11 protein-coding genes and 1 pseudogene are annotated in these 19,252 nt (G+C 39.7%); all 12 read left to right on the top strand.

Annotated features, from left to right (window positions below; genetic code table 11):
* Window positions 1–77 precede the first annotated feature (77 nt).
* The 12 genes and pseudogenes from HMPREF9010_RS19345 (at window position 78) to HMPREF9010_RS19290 (ending at window position 19,240) form a co-directional block, all read left to right on the top strand.
* The gene (locus HMPREF9010_RS19345; RefSeq protein WP_008647427.1) at window positions 78–2,009 is read left to right on the top strand and encodes a DUF262 domain-containing protein; all 1,932 of its coding nucleotides are present in this window, start codon (window positions 78–80) and stop codon (window positions 2,007–2,009) included.
* Window positions 2,006–4,480 (top strand): DUF262 domain-containing protein, encoded by a 2,475-nt coding sequence (locus HMPREF9010_RS19340; RefSeq protein ID WP_008647428.1) that lies wholly within the window; start codon window positions 2,006–2,008, stop codon window positions 4,478–4,480. Before HMPREF9010_RS19345 ends, HMPREF9010_RS19340 begins: the two co-directional genes overlap by 4 nt.
* Window positions 4,481–4,531: 51 nt before the next feature.
* Window positions 4,532–4,852 (top strand): annotated as a pseudogene (locus HMPREF9010_RS19335) (PD-(D/E)XK nuclease domain-containing protein); the annotation flags it as partial.
* A 790-nt stretch (window positions 4,853–5,642) separates the two neighbouring features.
* Entirely contained in the window at window positions 5,643–6,389 is a 747-nt protein-coding gene (locus HMPREF9010_RS19330; protein WP_008647431.1) for a DUF5131 family protein, read from the top strand.
* Between the two features lie 98 nt (window positions 6,390–6,487).
* Window positions 6,488–6,808 carry a nucleotidyltransferase domain-containing protein gene (locus HMPREF9010_RS19325; RefSeq protein ID WP_008647433.1) on the top strand — a complete coding sequence of 107 codons (321 nt, stop codon included), beginning with the start codon at window positions 6,488–6,490 and terminating at the stop codon, window positions 6,806–6,808.
* A gap of 2 nt (window positions 6,809–6,810) precedes the next feature.
* Window positions 6,811–7,209, top strand: a complete 399-nt coding sequence (locus tag HMPREF9010_RS25230; RefSeq protein ID WP_008647435.1) for a HEPN domain-containing protein — start codon at window positions 6,811–6,813, stop codon at window positions 7,207–7,209.
* Window positions 7,210–7,347: 138 nt separating this feature from the next.
* Window positions 7,348–9,444 (top strand): glycoside hydrolase family 127 protein, encoded by a 2,097-nt coding sequence (locus tag HMPREF9010_RS19315; RefSeq protein WP_008647437.1) that lies wholly within the window; start codon window positions 7,348–7,350, stop codon window positions 9,442–9,444.
* 36 nt (window positions 9,445–9,480) lie between these two features.
* On the top strand, window positions 9,481–11,337 hold the full coding sequence (locus HMPREF9010_RS19310) for a right-handed parallel beta-helix repeat-containing protein (RefSeq protein ID WP_004306181.1): 1,857 nt from the start codon (window positions 9,481–9,483) through the stop codon (window positions 11,335–11,337).
* Between the two features lie 165 nt (window positions 11,338–11,502).
* Window positions 11,503–13,707 carry an alpha-L-rhamnosidase C-terminal domain-containing protein gene (locus HMPREF9010_RS19305; RefSeq protein ID WP_008647438.1) on the top strand — a complete coding sequence of 735 codons (2,205 nt, stop codon included), beginning with the start codon at window positions 11,503–11,505 and terminating at the stop codon, window positions 13,705–13,707.
* A gap of 196 nt (window positions 13,708–13,903) precedes the next feature.
* On the top strand, window positions 13,904–14,524 hold the full coding sequence (locus HMPREF9010_RS19300) for an RNA polymerase sigma factor (RefSeq protein WP_004310318.1): 621 nt from the start codon (window positions 13,904–13,906) through the stop codon (window positions 14,522–14,524).
* Window positions 14,525–14,531: 7 nt separating this feature from the next.
* Window positions 14,532–15,539 (top strand): FecR family protein, encoded by a 1,008-nt coding sequence (locus HMPREF9010_RS19295; RefSeq protein WP_008647439.1) that lies wholly within the window; start codon window positions 14,532–14,534, stop codon window positions 15,537–15,539.
* 200 nt (window positions 15,540–15,739) lie between these two features.
* Window positions 15,740–19,240: a TonB-dependent receptor gene (locus tag HMPREF9010_RS19290; protein ID WP_032852466.1), complete on the top strand. Its 3,501-nt coding sequence runs from the start codon at window positions 15,740–15,742 to the stop codon at window positions 19,238–19,240.
* Window positions 19,241–19,252: the final 12 nt, after the last annotated feature.

A 19,252-nucleotide genomic window follows, 5' to 3' on the forward strand; every position in this document is an offset into this window, starting at 1 on the left:
ATATGAAGGAATGTGATGAATAAACAATATGCCTACGTGCAGAGTGTGCATATACCATTTTGATAATGATATAAATTATGAATACATTAGAATTGAAATCTATTATAGATTTGCAGGGAATGTCTTTTTACATACCTGCATATCAACGTGGGTACCGATGGACAGTGCAACAGGTTGAAGATTTATTGGGGGATATTTCTGAATTTATAAAGAAGGGGGGTGTCGGGATATATTGTCTTCAACCTTTGGTAGTAGTCAAAAGGTATTCCGGAGAAATAATGACCCAAATACACAACGCGGAAAATGTGGATGAAGTAAAACGTATATTAAAAGGACAATGGGAAGTTGTCGATGGTCAGCAAAGATTGACAACAACTCGCCTGATTCTTGATGTGCTGAAAGAACCTTATTATGACATCCAATATGAAACACGTAATGATAGTGAGGAGTATTTGAAAGACATTAACAGTTTGACATTCGCTGCAAAAAAAGAAGATAACATTGATTATTATCATATTTGGAAAGCTGCTGATACAATAAAAGGATGGCTTGAAAAGCATAAAGATGTTGATGTAGAAACATTTAAGCATATTCTTTTGAATCAAGTGAAATTTATTTGGTACGAGACGAGTGATAAGAATCCAAAGGAAGTGTTCACTAGACTTAATATCGGTAAGATATCACTAACTAATGCTGAACTAATAAAGGCACTACTTTTGAATAAGTCTAATTTCAATAGCAATGATAATAATAAAATACGTATGTGGCAGCAGGAAATTGCTATGGAATGGGATGTTATTGAATATTCTCTCCAATCAAGAGATTTTTGGCTTTTTCTAAATGACATTGGATATGAACATCCTACCCGCATTGATTTTATTTTCGATATGATTTATGAACAGGATATGCTGAGATGTGGGAGTAATATAGAAAAAATAAGCGCTGATGAGCTTCATACATTTAGATATTTCAATCATTTCATGGAACAACAGAGAGGCTTACAAGTTGAAAAATCTATAAGAAAAATATGGGAAAAAGTAATGGAAATATATCAAACTCTGAAAGAATGGTTTGACGACAAAGACCTTTACCATTATGTAGGATTTTTGATTTGTAATGGGAGAAGTATTAATAAAATTTATGCGGAATGGTTGAAGTGTGATTCAAAATCAGATTTTAGAAACTATTATCTGATAAGTGAAATAAAGAAATGTATAAAAAACAAAGATTTGGATACTACTTTGTACGAAAAATATGGTAATGGAGGTGCTAAGACTAACTGTCGCCCTATTCTGCTTTTACATAACATACAAACTATCATAAATCAGAATCAAGTATTGAACTGTAACAATAAATATGGAACAGGTGTGTTTTATAAATTCCCATTTCATCTTTATAAATCAGAAGGTTGGGATATAGAACATATAGATTCTAACACAGAGAATGCATTAAATGATATTAAGTCACAGCGTGAATGGTTACTCAATTCCTATTTTGGACTTAGTGGTGATGAAAATGTGCAGATAAGGAAGGAAATAGAGGTATTTTTCAACCAATATTCGAGTAAGGTATACAATAACAATGATGTCGAAGATAAAAAGGTAGAACGAAATAAACAGTTCGAACAATTATATGCCAAAATTATTGATGGAACCGGTAAAGGAATAAGGAAATTAACGCAGGAAGAAAAGAATATGATATGGAATTTTACGCTTTTAGACTCTTCTACTAACCGCAGCTATGGTAATTCCATTTTTCCAGCGAAAAGAAGAGTTATTATCGGCAAAGAACAGGGGAAATTGTTTCAGCCGCCATTTTTAGATACAGAAGGGCAAATAGTGGCAGGAGCAACGCAAGCAGGGCAATCGTCGTTTATTCCACCTTGTACTAAATATGTATTCATGAAATACTATAATGCTAAGTCGTTTACTCCCAATGAATGGAGTAGAGATGATGCTGAAGCATACCTTATAAATATAAAAGAAACACTTAAAGAATTTCTGTCATGACTGAATATAGTAAAGAAACCTCCTTTTGGCATCTGTTGAAAGAGAAAAGAATTGTCATTCCAATCATACAGCGTGATTATGCACAAGGAAGAATTGGTAAAGAATATCTGCGCCAGCGTTTTCTTGGACAGCTACTTTGTGCCTTGAAAACGGATACCCCAGAATCCAAATTAGTACTTGATTTTGTATATGGCAGTACCGAGGGGAATATTCTCTATCCATTGGATGGTCAACAGCGTTTGACAACGCTGTGGCTACTACATTGGTATCTTGCATTGCGTGCTGGTGCACTTGATGAAGATGGGCAAACATTGCGAAATTTTTCCTATGAGACAAGGACTTCATCAAGGATATTCTGTGATAATCTTTGTAAGATCAAAGCTAGTTATAAACCTGAAACAGATGATGTTGTATCATTCATACGTAACCAACGTTGGTATTATTCTTCTTACGATCAGGATCCTACGATTCAATCGATGCTTTGTATGCTTGGAGGATCCGGAATGGAAGGAAAGAGCGATGGCATTGAAAAAATGTTTTCCTTTGGAGAAGATTTTGGAAATTATTTGGATAGATTAAAACGCCCTGATGCTCCAGTTAAGTTTTATGTACTGAACATGGAAGACAAAAACATGCCCCTTTCCGACGATCTTTATATAAAGATGAATGCCCGTGGTAAGATTTTGACAGATTTTGAAAACTTCAAGGCAGACCTGTTGAATTATAAACTAGAAGATAAAACACTGCTAATAAGAGAAGACGATGCGTATGAAGAAAGTTTCCGACATCTGCTTGATACGAAATGGACGGATATATTTTGGCTCAATCATTCAAAAGCACACCGTATTGATGAGATCTTTATGAAGTTCATCAATAGATTTTTTCTGAACTGGTATATTGCAAATTGTAATGTTGGGTCAAAGCCGGAAGATATAACATCAAGTGACTTTTATAAGTCTATGACAACAAAAAGTGCTGTAGGGGTAAATGATTCAGAATATCAAAATATCTCTGTTTATAAATATGTGCTGACACACGAATGTATGCAAGCCTTTTATACCTGTATGAATAATTTGCATGATTTATATGAGCAGATTATTCCTAAAGATGTCAATAATGAGAAACTCAATATTTGTACACTTGAGGTAAATAAGTTTTTTAATCCATACTGGAAAGATGTTATCACTGAAGATGAAAATAACAAGGAAAGTCGTTTATTCTATTTTATACCTAAGTATATTGAAGAGAATATATTGACAACTATTACTCAACAGCAGAGAATTGTTTTTCATGCTGTATGTGTATATCTTGAACGTTGTAATAAGGTTGATATAGAGAAGTTGAAAGATTGGATGCATTTCGTATGGAATATAGTTGAGAATAGTTATATCGATAGAGAACAAGTTGTAAGTGCTATTCGCTTTTTTGAAAGAGATCTTGATTCTTTACCACATGATAGTGTGACATTTGCTGCGTCACAGGATATACTACAGTTTTTAGCAAAGATAGATCCCACACAGATTAAAGAAGTTTTTGGAAAAAGGCAGCTACTTGAAGAAATCTCCAAAGCTAAGAAAATAGATGAGGATTATTGCTGGAAGAAAAAAATACATGAAGCGGAGAGTTTTGCATTCTTCAATGGATCTATCGCTTTTCTTTTTAACGATATTGAAGGGAGAATGGATGATTGGGGCAATTTCGATCAGAAAATGTCCGTTGCCAAAACTCTATTTGATGAAAACGGTGTAAAAGAGGAGCGGGTAGTAATGGCTTTACAAACTCTATATAGCTACTGTAGTGATTGGATAAGGCAGTTATGGTGGAATGCCAGAATTTTTGACGGAACTTCAAGCACATGGAAAAACAACATTCTTAATAGTGTTGACAGAAATTATACATACATATATGCATGTCCTGTCCATCATATACTTATGGGAGATAATCCATCTGAAGTCCTTCATGAATATAGAAGCATGCGTATGCTGACCGATAAGGCTTTGATAGAGTACATCGTAAAGAAGAATGAACAAAAGAGAGAAATGTACATACGTTGGCCACATGATGCCTTATATTTTTGTGGTGACAAGCGCGGTGTTTTACTTAGTAATAAATTTCGGGATGACTCAATAGCAAAGCTTTTGAATGATGGCAGGTTTAGTTTGAACGATGAGAGTATTAAAATAGCTAATACTGGATTACTGTGGGGCTTTGACATAAACCTAGTCTATCATTTAGGGAATGGTCATGATATTAACCTTCAGTGGTATCGTGAACATAATGCTAATAACTATGATATCTACTTGATGGATGAAAACTGGAATTATCGTCATCGTTTGAATAATTTAGATAATGCAGAAGGTGATAGGAGGTATTATTTTTGTTTTAATATGATAAAAGAAACAGAAGATTTTATTTTCACATTCATAAAACAATTAAAGAGTGAGTTTGCTGAAATATTGAACGGTGAATAATGCAATGCTTATGAACTCTTCAAATCACTTTTGTATTTGAGAAGTTCATAAAATTTCCCTTACGAACTGAACGAAAAGACCGAACGGCATTATCAAGTCGTATTAGTCGTATTCTATCTGGTTTTTAAACTGATGGGACAATTTACCGGAGCAGAGGTGCTTAGTGTCCGTGGACGAGCGGATGCAGTGGTGAAAACTCCGAAGTATATCTATGTATTTGAGTTTAAACTGAATGGTATTGCTGAACAGATCTTACAACAGATAGATGAAAAAGGTTATCTGATTCCTTATCAGGCGGACGGACGTGAGCTGGTCAAAGTAGGAGTGGAGTTCAGTGCAGAAAAACGGAATATAGACCGATGGTTGTACTAACTCAATAACCATAGTGTTAAATCCGGGTTATATTCCCAAGGATCATTCAAATGTTTTTTGAGTATTTGCATAGAAATATATAGAATAATACTATCTTTGTAGAGGTATATCGGGCTTAATGGAGTGATTGTTCAATAATATTCATATTCATCATCGGGATATACAATGAGAATGAGGGCGAATTTTTCTATTGTGATAATTGGAATTGTATAGCCCTAAATGTGCGAATAACGTAAAAGTGGTAGCTTTTGAGTTTGAATTTTGCATATACTAAAACAGGCTATTTTAAAATATTAGCTATTAGTCTTGTTTGTAAACAGATATTATTCTCTTAGACATGAATATAATTTGCCGTATTTGTGATTATACGGACCTTTGCAGAAGGTAACTAACAAACAATATTAGGGATTAATGATTATATATAATAGTCGATTAGCAAAATGTCTTCTCGATAAAAAGAAACATTCTTTTATGATTTTAGGGTGCTACTTTGCCCGTTATAAGCAATTAGAATTTTGGGAGGAAATGGAAAACCGGATTCATGTAAGGCAATACATAGAATACTTTTGCCTGCATTGTTATCGGCAGTAGGAGTATCGATATGAGTGAAGCTGTCATCATCAAGATGGGCTGACTAAGATAAAGATCCCTTGTGGATCGGCTGCCTGTGAAGGTCGCTCTATTGTTTGTTTTGTTTGTGTTTTGGTGCACCTTTATTCTGTTGAAGAATAAGGTGCACTCTTTTTATGGTTATGTAATAGTTTAAATATATCTTTGAAGAAAAAATAAGATGCGTGAAAAAGCTTCAATGTGGAATCTTTGGCATGGCTGTCACAAATTGAGTGAGGGCTGCCGCCATTGTTATGTGTATCGGACGGATGGTAAATATGGAAAAGACAGTTCGGTGGTGACAAAGACAGAAAAGTTTGATTTACCCTTGCAGCGTAAAAAGAATGGTACGTATAAAATACCTTCGGGGAATTTGGTATATACCTGTTTTACTTCAGATTTTCTTATTGAAGATGCAGATGAATGGCGTGCTGAAGCGTGGGAGATGATGCGGATACGGCAGGACCTTCGTTTCCTCTTTATCACTAAGCGGATAGACCGGTTGCAACAGTGTCTGCCTCTCGATTGGGGAGATGGCTATGACAATGTGACCATTTGCTGCACGATGGAGAACCAGGATAGGGTGGATTATCGTTTACCTATTTATAAAGAAGCCCCTATTAAACATAAGATCATCATCTGTGAACCGCTTCTTAGTCGGATTGATTTCAGAGGTGAGCTGGGAGAATGGGTGGAACAGGTCGTTGCAGGAGGAGAGTCAGGAAAAGAAGCTCGGGTATGTGATTATGAGTGGGTGTTGGATATCCGGCAGCAATGTATAGATGCGAATGTCGGTTTTTGGTTTAAGCAAACAGGGAGTTATTTGCTGAAAGAGGGATATGAATACAAGATTGCCCGGCAGTTCCAACATTCGCAGGCGAGGAAGGCAGGATTGAATTATACGCCTGGACTAAATGATAATAGTTAAATAGAGGCTTTACTTGGGAAACCTGAAATACTAGTCGCATTATTTGGAAATAAATGAATTTATTTGTTTATTTGTATAACAGAAATAGGGTTGATATAATGAAAAATAAAGAAAACATATTGCAATCTATAAAGGAAACTTTAAAGCAGACTGTTCCGTCAGGAACCAAGGTCTATCTCTTTGGGTCACAAGCCAGAGGAGATGCTCGTGAGGATTCTGATTGGGATATTTTGATTTTGTTGGATAAGCCTAAATTAGAGGGAACAGATTATGATAATATCTCCTATCCTTTGAGAGAGTTAGGCTGGAGTGTAAAGGAGTGTATTAATCCTGTGATGTATACTTTGAAAGATTGGATGAAGTATAGTTTCTCCCCTTTCTTTCATAACATAAAAGAGGAGGGAATAGAACTAATATGAGTATGAATGCTAGTGATATAGAGGCTGTAATTTATTACAGAAAGCAAAAATCTTACGCCACATTGAAAGAGGCTGAAGATATGATTGAGAGTGCCCATTGGAATTTGGCTATACAGAGACTTTATTACGCTGCTTTTTATATGGCTTCAGCACTATTATTAAAAAACAAAGTTTCTGCTCAAACTCATAATGGTGTAGTCGGACAGCTTGGCTTACATTTTGTAACCACTGGCAAGTTGGATAAGGAAAATGCCCGATTGTATTCTCGATTACTTCAAAATCGGATAACGGGCGATTATAATGACTTTTTTGATTTTACAAAGGAAGATGCTGTAGAGTTGTTAGAGCCTACTCGGAATTTGATAAATCAGCTAGACAAACTGATGGATGAAAGTGAATAGTTTTATTTTAGAAACATAATCCCAATAAAAAAGCGAGGACTTACCCAAGTCTTCGCTTTTTTGTTTTATTGAGTACAAAATACGGATAATCACGTCTTTTTATAAAGATATTGTGTAAATTTTAAATTATCCATATTAATGAAACAGATAAAACTGTTACTTCTTTTAGCTTCCGCCTCCGTTACGGGAGCACTTGCGCAAAGCAATGGATTGACGGATATGAGTCAGAGCCGTTTTGCGAAGATGGCGAATACCGGAATCGGTGCCGTACATTGGACGGATGGATTCTGGGGAGATCGTTTTCAGGTATTTAGCCGGACTTCCCTGCAAAGTATGTGGAACACTTGGAACGCGCCGGAGATCTCTCACGGTTTCCGTAATTTTGAGATTGCTGCCGGGGTATGCAAAGGAGAGCATTGGGGACCTCCATTTCATGACGGAGATATGTATAAATGGATGGAAGGTGTCGCTTCTGTCTATGCAGTTAATAAAGATCTGGAGTTGGACAAGTTAATGGATAACTTTATTACTTGTGTCGTAAAAGCCCAACGTGCAGACGGTTATATACATACGCCTGTTGTTATCGAAGAACTGAATAAAGGGATTGACTCTCATGCATTGGAGGATCAGCATAAACAAACGGTCATTGGAACGAAAGTAGGTGACGAGGATGAAAAAGGAGCTTTTGCGAATCGGTTGAACTTTGAGACTTATAATCTGGGACACTTGATGATGGCGGGTATTGTGCATCGTCGTGCCACCGGAAAAACTACTCTTTTTGATGCTGCTGTGAAAGCGACGGATTTCCTCTGTCATTTTTATGAAACGGCTTCTGCCGAACTGGCTCGTAATGCTATTTGTCCCTCTCATTATATGGGGGTAGTTGAAATGTACCGGGCTACCGGAAATCCCCGTTATCTGGAACTTTCAAAGAATCTGATTGATATCCGTGGCATGGTGGAGAACGGTACGGACGATAATCAGGACCGTATTCCTTTCCGCGATCAATATCGTGCGATGGGACATGCGGTACGTGCCAACTATCTGTATGCCGGAGTAGCGGATGTATATGCAGAAACCGGTGAGCAGCAATTAATGAAGAATCTGACTAGTATCTGGAATGATATCGTGACCCGGAAAATGTATGTGACCGGTGCTTGCGGTGCTCTTTATGATGGTACATCGCCCGATGGGACTTGCTATGAGCCGGATAGTATTCAGAAGGTACATCAGAGCTACGGACGTCCTTATCAGTTGCCGAATAATACAGCGCATAATGAAACATGTGCTAATATCGGAAATATGCTTTTCAACTGGCGTATGCTGGAAGTGACAGGGGATGCGAAATATGCTGATCTTGTAGAGACTTGTCTTTATAATAGTGTATTGAGCGGTATCAGTCTGGATGGAAAGAAGTATTTCTACACGAATCCGCTTCGTATCAGTGCCGATCTTCCTTACACACTTCGTTGGCCGAAGGAACGGACGGAATATATCAGTTGTTTCTGCTGTCCTCCGAACACATTGCGTACGCTGTGTCAGGCACAAAACTATGCATATACATTGAGTCCGGAAGGGATTTATTGCAATTTGTATGGGGCAAATACATTGACAACGACTTGGAAAGAGAAGGGAGAAGTAGCTCTGACACAGGAAACGGATTATCCTTGGGATGGAAATGTACGTGTAACATTGGATAAAGTTCCTCGTAAGGTAGGTACTTTCTCGCTCTTCTTACGTATTCCTGAATGGTGTGAAAAGGCTACGCTTAGGGTGAATGGGCAGCCGCTGCAAGTCAATGCGAAGGCAAATTCGTATGCGGAAGTAAATCGTGCATGGAAGAAGGGGGATATAGTGGAGCTGATGATGGATATGCCTGTCCGTTTGCTCGAAGCTCATCCGTTAGCAGAGGAGATTCGTAATCAGGTGGTCGTGAAGCGCGGGCCGTTGGTGTACTGTCTGGAAAGTATGGATATTGCAAACGGGGAAAAGATTGATAATGTATTGATTCCCGCTGATATAAAACTAACTCCGAAGAAAATCACAATCGAAGGCAGTCCGATTGTTGCACTCGAAGGGATGGCACGTCTGGCATCTGCAACTTCGTGGGAAGGAGTGCTTTACCGGCCGGTTGTTCAGGCTGAAAAGACAGTAAATATCCGCTTGATTCCTTATTATGCCTGGGGAAACAGAGGAAAGGGAGAAATGACTGTATGGATGCCTCTTGCCAGATAGTCCGGATTGTTTAGTATACAGAAATGAAAAAAAGTCATGAAAAAGTTATTTGTAACGGCTATATGTATCTTGTGCAATCACTGGCTATTGGCTGGAGAGATATGGATTTCTCCCAAGGGCAGTGACTTCAACGATGGAACTCGTCAATCTCCTAAAGCCACGCTGACTTCTGCCTTGCGACAAGCACGAGAATGGCGCAGGACAGAGGATAACCGTATTCAAGGTGGAATCACAATCTATATGGAGGGTGGAACGTATGCCTTCCATGAACCGGTTTTTATCCGTCCGGAAGATAGCGGAACCAAGGAATCGCCCACAATTATCCGTTCGGTAGGCGATGAAAAGGTGGTATTGAGTGGGGGAATCTGCATAAATGGCTGGAAGAAGCAAGGGAAAGTTTGGGTAGCAGATGTACCGGTATTTAATGGACGTCCATTGGATTTCCGCCAGTTGTGGGTGAATGGAAAAAAGGCTGTTCGTGCCCGTGATGTGGAGGATTTCGAAAAGATGAATCGCATTTGCAGTGTGGATGAGAAAAATGAAATTCTTTATGTGCCTGCAGTTTCCATTCGCAGACTTATTGATAATAAAGGGAATTTGAAAGCTAAATATGCCGAGATGGTATTACACCAGATGTGGTGTGTTGCCAATCTTCGGATTCGTTCAGTTGAAGTGCAGGGAGACAGCGCAGCAATACGTTTTCATCAACCGGAAAGCCGGATTCAGTTTGAGCATCCCTGGCCGCGTCCGATGGTGACGACGGACGGACATAATTCTGCTTTCTATCTGACAAATGCCCGCGAATTGCAGGATGTACCCGGAGAATGGTATCATGATATAGATGCCCGTAAAGTATATTATTATCCACGGGAAGGAGAGAAGATGCAGGAGGCGGAAGTGATCGTGCCTGCCGTTGAGACATTAGTACGGGTGGAAGGAACTTTGGATCGTCCTGTGTGTCATATTCGTTTTGAGAAAATTACTTTTTCCTATACTACGTGGATGCGTCCGTCAGAAAAAGGACATGTACCTCTTCAGGCAGGTATGTATCTGACAGATGGTTACCGGATTGATCCGAAAATGCAACGGAACTATTTGAATCATCCGTTGGATAACCAAGGATGGTTGGGACGTCCCGCAGCTGCTGTTTGTGTGGTTGCTGCAAGGCAGATTGATTTCGAGCGTTGCCGGTTCGAGCATTTAGGCTCGACCGGATTGGATTATGAAGAAGCGGTGCAAGGCGGTGTTGTTCGTGGCTGTCTCTTCCGCGATATTGCCGGAAATGGTCTGTTAGTCGGCAGTTTTTCTCCGGCTGCCCATGAAACGCATTTGCCATACGACCCTGCTGATCGTCGGGAAGTATGCACACAGCAACAAATCAATAATTGCTATTTCACGGAAATAGGCAATGAAGATTGGGGATGCCTTGCCATTGCTGCGGGATATGTAGGGGACGTCAATATCGAACATAATGAAATCAGTGAAGTGCCTTATAGTGGCATCAGTCTTGGTTGGGGATGGACGCAAACTGTGAATTGTATGCGTAATAACAGAGTACATGCCAATCTGATTCATCATTATGCGAAACACATGTATGATGTGGCAGGTATTTACACACTCGGTTCGCAGCCGAAAAGTTATGTAACGGAGAATTGCGTGCATAGTATTTATAAGCCGGGGTATGTGCACGATCCTAATCACTGGTTCTATCTTTATACGGATGAAGGTTCTTCCTTTATTACTGTACGTGATAATTGGACAGAAGGAGAGAAGTATCTGCAAAATGCCAATGGCCCGGGAAATGTATGGGAGAACAATGGCCCGAAGGTGGATAATGATGTTCGTGAACGTGCGGGACTGGAAGCAGGATATAAGGATTTACTGAATTATTAATAGCAGCCGATAAATAATCTTATTGTAAGATATGCTTCGTTCCACCATGGTGGAACGGAAAGATAACCTAGGCAGAACGAAAGGGAAACCATGGTGGAACTAAACGTCGACCACTGTGGAACGAATTATTTCTTACGATTCAGTTTGTTAGTAATAGAAAGAAAAATGAAAAAGAAATATATGATATTGCTTAGTGCCTTGTCTTTGGCAAGCAGCACATTTGCCCAGACCTGGATATGGTATCCGGGAGACTACGAAATCTGGCTGGGAAATCAAATGAATAACCGTCGTACGGAACGAGGTGCATTTTTTCCTCCTTTTTGGAAAACGGACAGTCATTATGTTGTCGTAGAATTCAGCAAGCAACTGAATCTTTCCGAGCCGGAAGAAATCTTTATTGCTGCCGAAGGAAAGTACAACGTCAAACTGGATGGAAAGCTCCAGTTCGGTATGCCGGAAACCATGTTGCTTCCGGCCGGAAAACATAATCTGAACATCAAAGTCTGGAATCAGGCAACTCCTCCCACTATTTATGTGAAGGGAAAAACGGTGAATTCAGACTCTTCCTGGCGTGTGACTTACGAAGATAAAGAATGGATTGACGAGAGCGGAAAAGCCAGTGACACATCTGCCACTATCTATATGGATGCCGGATGCTGGAACTTTGACGGAGCTACCCAACGTCCTTCACAATTCAGTCTGATGCGTGAACCGCAGCAACCTGTTACGAAGTCAGAACAGTCTGAAGGAGGTATTCTTTATGATTTTGGAAAAGAAACATTCGGATTCATCACATTGAAGAATCTTTCCGGAAAAGGAAAAATAGAAATTTATTATGGTGAAAGCCCGGAAGAAGCAAAAGATAAAGCATATTGCGAAACATTGGACAAACTCTTGCTCGAACCGGGACAAGTGACCGACCTTGCTATCCGCAGCACTTCTCCCTTGAGTAATTCTGAAAACGAATATACATTGGAGAACAGTAAAGCCTTTCGCTATGTCTATGTAACTCACGAGCCGGGTGTACAGATTGGAGAAGTCTCCATGCAATATGAATATCTTCCTGAAGAATACCGCGGAAGTTTCCGTTGTAATGATGAAGAATTGAATCGTATTTGGGAAGTTGGCGCATACACCATGCATCTCACTACCCGCGAATTCTTCATTGATGGTATCAAACGTGACCGTTGGGTATGGAGTGGCGATGCTATCCAAAGTTATTTGATGAACTACTATCTTTTCTTTGATAACGAATCCGTCAAACGTACAATCTGGTTACTTCGTGGCAAGGATCCTGTAACCAGCCACAGTAATACAATCATGGACTATACTTTCTACTGGTTCCTTAGCGTATATGACTATTATATGTATAGTGGCGACCGCCATTTTGTCAACCAACTGTATCCACGTATGCAAACAATGATGGATTACGTGTTGGGACGTACCAATAAGAATGGCATGGTAGAAGGTATGACCGGTGACTGGGTATTTGTGGACTGGGCAGACGGCTATCTGGATAAAAAAGGCGAACTCTCTTTTGAACAAATCTTATTTTGCAGAAGTCTGGAAACGATGGCTTTGTGTGCGGAATTGGTTGGAGATGCCAATGGCAAACAGAAATACGAGAAACTGGCTGCTGCTTTGAAAGCAAAGTTAGAACCTGCCTTCTGGAATAACGAGAAACAGGCATTTGTACATAACTGCGTCAACGGTCAGCAAAGTGATGCGGTCACCCGCTATGCGAATATGTTTTCTGTCTTCTTTCAATATTTGAATGAAGATAAGCAACAAGCCATCAAACAGTCTGTTCTGCTGAATGACAGTATTCTGAAAATAACGACTCCCTATATGCGTTTTTACGAGCTGGAAGCCCTTTGTGCTCTTGGCGAACAGGATGCTGTAATGAAAGAAATGAAAGCCTATTGGGGTGGAATGTTGAAGGAAGGCGCGACCTCCTTCTGGGAAAAATATAACCCAGAAGAAACCGGAACGCAACATCTTGCCATGTATGGCCGTCCTTATGGAAAGAGTTTGTGCCATGCCTGGGGAGCGAGTCCTATCTACCTGTTGGGCAAATATTATCTGGGAGTAAAACCTGTAAAAGAAGGATATAAAGAATTTGCTATTGCTCCTGTGTTGGGAGGATTGAAATGGATGGAAGGCACTGTACCCACTCCGAATGGCAATATCCATGTCTATATGAACAGCAAAACGATGAAAGTGAAAGCAACAGAAGGGAAAGGCTATCTAACCATCAAAAGCCGTCGTCCACCTAAAGCAAATATCGGAACACCGGAAAAAGTGTCGGAAGGAGTATGGCGGCTCTGGATTGATTCACCCGAAGAAAGAATTGTTACCTATCATTTATAATACATTGTTAATTAGTTAGTGGAGTAGTCCTTGATTAATGGATCCTCTTTTATAGTGGGGGATTGTTAATCGGGCACTTTTTTTATTGGAATTTGTGCCACCTTTTCTAAATTTTACTACTTTTGTTTTGTGAAAGACACTTAATTGTAATACGTCTTTTGTTCTTTTGGAAAAACAATTAAACAAAATCCAAGGAATGTTAGATAAATCAGCTCAATACACTAATACAGATGACGAGAAGCTCTTTTCTTTCATAGAAAAAGGAGATAAAGGAGCTTTTACACAAGCTTATGACAGATATCATAAGCTGCTATATGTATTAGCTTACCGTTATTTAATGAATGCAGACATGGCAGAAGATGTAGTACAACATGTCTTTGCTCGTTTATGGGAATTTAGGTCGGAACTACATGTAGGAATCAGCCTTAAAAACTATTTGTTCACTATGACGAAAAATCATGTCTTAAATCTGATTCGTAATGAGAATAGTGCAATCAGCAAGAACTATGAAATAGCACAATCGACACCTGTCTACGAAGATAATCTGATAGAAAATCTGGAGAAGAAAGAATTGATGGCCTCTTTTTATAAAGCGGTAGATATGCTTCCTCCACAAAAACGTAGTATTTGTTTGATGAAAGTGAAAGAGGAACTAACGAATCAGGAAATAGCCGAACGGATGAATCTGTCTGTTAATACAGTCAAAACACATTATACGGAAGCATTGAAAATGCTACGTATTCATTTAAGTAAAATGCTAATAATTGTTACTTTTGTCACACTAATGACATATTTGAGTGTCCACTATTTAAGATAAAAAGAGAATGAATCGACCCACTGATAAACAAATAGAAGAAGTGCTTGCCGGAGTTGCTACACCGGAGGATGCAAAATTTGTGGCGGAATGGTTTGCCACAGAAGAAGGGAACATTTACCTGGATGCTGTGATGACTCGGGAGGCAGAACATTTAAAAGCCAAAACGGCAGAAATATATGTGGACCATACTATACCTTCAGAAAAGATGTACCATCAGATCCAAAAGAACATATCACGCAAACAGATCAAACGTATCTGCTTCCGTGTGGCTGTAATCTTGATTCCCGTTATTTTCCTGATAGGTCTTTATTTACAGATCAATTCCCGGGTGGATTTATTCGGCACTACGGAATATGAGGAAATTCGTGTAGCTAAAGGAGAGCGGATACAGATGATGTTTCAAGACGGGACGCGAGTTTATATCAATTCGGATTCCTGGTTGAAGTATCCTAAAAAGTTCGGATTGAGTAAGCGGGAAGTTTTCTTGGTGGGAGAAGCCTATTTCGTGGTAGCCAAGAATAAAAAACGTCCGTTTATTGTTAATCTGAACGGACCTTCCGTTCATGTATTGGGTACTTCTTTTGATGTACAAGCCTACCCGGAGAATAAAGACATTGTGATCTGTCTGGATGAAGGACATGTAAACCTGACTCTCTCCTCTGCAAAAGAATACCCGTTACTGCCGGGCGAGAAACTGACATATAATAAAGAAAGTGACCGGTGCCGGATAATCAAAAACGATCATTCAAGGCAAGTCTCAATGTGGAAAGACAATGTGATTTCTTTTAAAGATACTCCGCTGACAGAAGTAGTCAAGGTTTTGAACCGCTGGTATAATGTAAACTTTAAGATAGAGGATGAGCAGGCATCGAAATATGTATATACGTTGACCTCGGATAATACGATACTGGAGAAAGTGCTTCAGGATTTGGAAAAGATTGCGCCGGTAAAATTTGAATATGATGAAGTCCGGAAAGAAGTGACAGTCCGAATGAAACAGGACGGAAAGAAGTAAAATATACTGGATAGGATAATAGAATGAGGACAGGCTGTGTATATACGCAGCCTTTACTGTTTTAGAATAAGAATGTTATGAAATAAATTAGGCTTATGCAAAAAAACTCTTTTTTCTCTCACCCGCTTTTTTGACTTGTGTGTCTACTAAGCATAAATGAGATTTTAAATCTAAGTTTAACTTTAATCAAAGCAAGTAGTATGAAACACAAAGTTCTGCTCGTATTGTTGCTGGGGATAATCATAAGCGTTTCCGCTTCTGCCCAAAAGGTGACAATGAATCTTAAACAAGTAAAGCTGGAGAAAGTATTCTCTGCTATTACACAGCAAACTGGTCTTACGGTGGCTTATAGCCGTACGATCGTCAATCCGGATCGAATAGTGACGGTAGAAGCAAAGAATCAGGAACTATCTAAAGTTCTGAATGATTTGTTTCTCGGTACTAACGTGAACTATGAGATCGGAAAAACAAAAATTTATTTGAAGGAGAAAGTTACGGATTCTGAACAACAGACCAGTAATGCGAACAAAAGAAATATATCCGGTCGGGTAGTCGATGAGAAAGGAGAGCCGATTATTGGCGCCAGTGTGATGGTGCAAGGCAGCTCTTTGGGTACAATAACGAATGTAGACGGACGTTATACTTTGGCTAATGTTCCCGAAAGCAGTACGATTACAGTCTCATATATCGGATATATTACAGTTAATTACGCTGCTACCAGCAGAAATCTGTCTCAAGTAGTTCTCCGCGAAGATAGTAAGACACTGGAAGAAGTGGTAGTGGTGGGATATGGTACGCAAAAGAAAGTAAACCTGACTGGTGCCGTTGCTATCGTTTCGGGTGATGAACTGACGACCCGTTCTGCTGCCAACTTATCACAGCTTCTGCAAGGTTCTGTACCGAATATGAACGTAAACTTTAGTTCGGGACGTCCCGGACAAGGGGGAAGCTTCAATATCCGTGGAGTCAACTCCATTAGTGCGGATGCAGCACCTCTGACTATCATTGATGGAATCGAGGGAGATATAAATAAGGTAAACCCCAATGACGTAGAATCCATCAGTGTTTTAAAGGATGCTTCGGCTGCTGCCGTATATGGTGCCCGTGCTGCTTATGGAGTTATTTTGGTTACAACCAAGAATGGAAAGGTAGGCAAGACCAATGTCAGCTATAACGGTCGTTTCAGTTTTGGTGAAACGACAACTTCTACGGATTTTGAGACGCGTGGTTATTATTCGGCCGGTATCAATGATATGTTCTACAAAACATACCAGGGCGTCCCTTATACACATTATACCCAAGAAGATTACCATGAATTATGGATTCGCCGTAATGATAAAGTGGAAGATCCTTCCCGTCCATGGGTGGTAGAAAAAAACGGAGAGTATAAATATTACGGCAACTTTGACTGGTATAATTGTTTGTTTGATAATACCCGCCCTACTTGGGAGCATAACTTGACGGTTTCGGGAGGAACCGAAAAAGTGAAGTACATGCTATCAGGCAACTACTATAATCAGAAAGGAATTATCAGAATAGATCCGGACCGTTTTAAGAAATATACGTTCCGTTCGAAAATCATTGCCAATATCACTTCCTGGTTTGAATTGAGTAACAATACTTCCTATTACCATTCTGAATATACCTATCCGGGACTATCAGGAGTGAATGACGTTTTCACCAGAGCCGGGCGGCATGCTTTGGCAAGTATTGTGCCGATGCATCCGGATGGAACTCTGGTTTACAGAACAGGTTTGACAGACACAGGAGAAGTGGCAGATGGTGTTAGTGCCGTATTATTGAATGGCGGCCACCATAACCGGGATCGTGAATATGAGTTTGTAACTACGTTCGAGGCCGTATTGAAACCCATCAAACATTTTGAGGTTCGTGCAAACTACAGCTGGGCGCATTACAACCAGCAGAATTTGAATCGTTCCGTAGATGTATTATACTCCAGAAATCCGGGAGAAACAATCACAATGGATAACGGACGTACCAGAGGCAATTATTTGTCGGAAATACAAAACAACCAGATACGCCAAACTTTCAACTTATACGGGACGTATGACAATACCTTCGCAAATGCACATTCTGTAAAGGTCATTGTGGGAGGTAACTATGATTATAAGTATTTCAAGAAACTGGGAATGAAACGTAACGGGTTACTCTCTGAATCTCTCGATGATTTTAACCTGGCAAAAGGTGATGATATATCCATAACCGGAGGACAAGAGGAATATGCGATTCTTGGTTTTTTCTATCGTTTGAATTATGGATATAAAGACCGCTATCTATTTGAAGCCAGCGGACGTTATGACGGTAGTTCCCGTTTCCGTCGAGGACATCGTTTCGGTTTCTTCCCGTCGTTCTCTGCCGGATGGCGTGTCAGTGAAGAAGCCTTCTTTACACAAGCCAAAAACTATGTAAGTAATCTGAAACTAAGACTGTCTTACGGATCATTGGGAAATCAGAAAACAGTAGGCTATTATGACTATCTGCAACTTATTAATACCGGAGCGGTAATGAACTATGCTTTCGGAGATACTACGAAAGGCGATTATGCCTATGAGTCAGCTCCGAACTCTACCGATTTGACTTGGGAAACTGTAATCACAAAAAATATAGGTTTGGACTTGGGTTTTCTTAATAACCGTTTGAATGTATCTTTTGATGCATATATTCGTGATACCAAAGATATGTTGATGGCAGGAAAGACTTTGCCTGGCGTATATGGTGCCTCTTCTCCCAGAATGAATGTGGCAGACTTGCGTACGAAAGGGTGGGAAGCATCTATTACTTGGGGAGATAGTTTTACTTTGGCAAGCAAGCCTTTCAACTACCGGATAATGGCTGGTATCGGAGATAACACCTCCAAAGTGACAAAATATGATAATCCCAACCGAACGCTGACTGATCCTTACGAGGGGCAGCAGTTAGGCGAAATATGGGGATACGTGGTAGATGGATACTTTAAAACGGATGAAGAAGCAAGGAATTATAAAGTGGACCAATCGTTCGTTAACCAAATGATTAATGCAAGCGCTTTGGATAATGGACTTCATGCCGGTGACCTTAAATTTGTCGATTTGGATGGTAACAACAAGATTGAACAGACAACATCGGCTAATGACCGGAAAGACATGAAAGTGATCGGTAACTCATTGCCGCGCTATAATTATAATTTCGGAATCTCCGCAGACTGGTATGGGATTGATTTTTCAGTTCTTTTTCAAGGCATTGGCAAACAAAACTGGTATCCTGGTGCTGAAACGTCCATGTTTTGGGGACCTTATTCCCGACCATACGCTAGTTTTATTCCTTCCGACTTTATGAGTCAGGTATGGAGTGAAGAAAATACAGATGCTTATTTCCCACGTCCCAGAGGATATGTGGCTCTCGGTAGTAATCGTGAATTGGCAGTGGTTAATACTAAGTATTTGCAGAACCTCGCTTATTGTCGGTTGAAAAATCTTTCTATTGGTTACACATTGCCGGATAAATGGCTTTCTAAAATAGGTTTCGAGAAAATACGTGTTTACTTTAGTGGTGAGAACTTGCTGACATTCACTAAGCTACATTCCGATTATATTGATCCGGAACAAGCATCGGCAAGTAACAGCTGGAAAACAAGTAAAAGTGACGCAAATATTTATCCCTGGGCAAAGACGTACTCTTTTGGTGTAGATATAACATTTTGATAATAAGGAATA

The sequence above is a fragment of the Bacteroides sp. 3_1_23 genome (genome assembly GCF_000162555.1).
Classification (GTDB): Bacteria; Bacteroidota; Bacteroidia; order Bacteroidales; family Bacteroidaceae; genus Bacteroides; species Bacteroides ovatus.

Coding starts and splice junctions, on each gene's coding strand:
- HMPREF9010_RS19305 (WP_008647438.1), top strand. CDS start 11,503: ATGAAAAAGAAATATATGATATTGCTTAGTGCCTTGTCTTTGGCAAGC.
- HMPREF9010_RS19315 (WP_008647437.1), top strand. CDS start 7,348: ATGAAACAGATAAAACTGTTACTTCTTTTAGCTTCCGCCTCCGTTACG.
- HMPREF9010_RS25230 (WP_008647435.1), top strand. CDS start 6,811: ATGAATGCTAGTGATATAGAGGCTGTAATTTATTACAGAAAGCAAAAA.
- HMPREF9010_RS19330 (WP_008647431.1), top strand. CDS start 5,643: ATGCGTGAAAAAGCTTCAATGTGGAATCTTTGGCATGGCTGTCACAAA.
- HMPREF9010_RS19340 (WP_008647428.1), top strand. CDS start 2,006: ATGACTGAATATAGTAAAGAAACCTCCTTTTGGCATCTGTTGAAAGAG.
- HMPREF9010_RS19345 (WP_008647427.1), top strand. CDS start 78: ATGAATACATTAGAATTGAAATCTATTATAGATTTGCAGGGAATGTCT.
- HMPREF9010_RS19295 (WP_008647439.1), top strand. CDS start 14,532: ATGAATCGACCCACTGATAAACAAATAGAAGAAGTGCTTGCCGGAGTT.
- HMPREF9010_RS19300 (WP_004310318.1), top strand. CDS start 13,904: ATGTTAGATAAATCAGCTCAATACACTAATACAGATGACGAGAAGCTC.
- HMPREF9010_RS19325 (WP_008647433.1), top strand. CDS start 6,488: ATGAAAAATAAAGAAAACATATTGCAATCTATAAAGGAAACTTTAAAG.
- HMPREF9010_RS19310 (WP_004306181.1), top strand. CDS start 9,481: ATGAAAAAGTTATTTGTAACGGCTATATGTATCTTGTGCAATCACTGG.
- HMPREF9010_RS19290 (WP_032852466.1), top strand. CDS start 15,740: ATGAAACACAAAGTTCTGCTCGTATTGTTGCTGGGGATAATCATAAGC.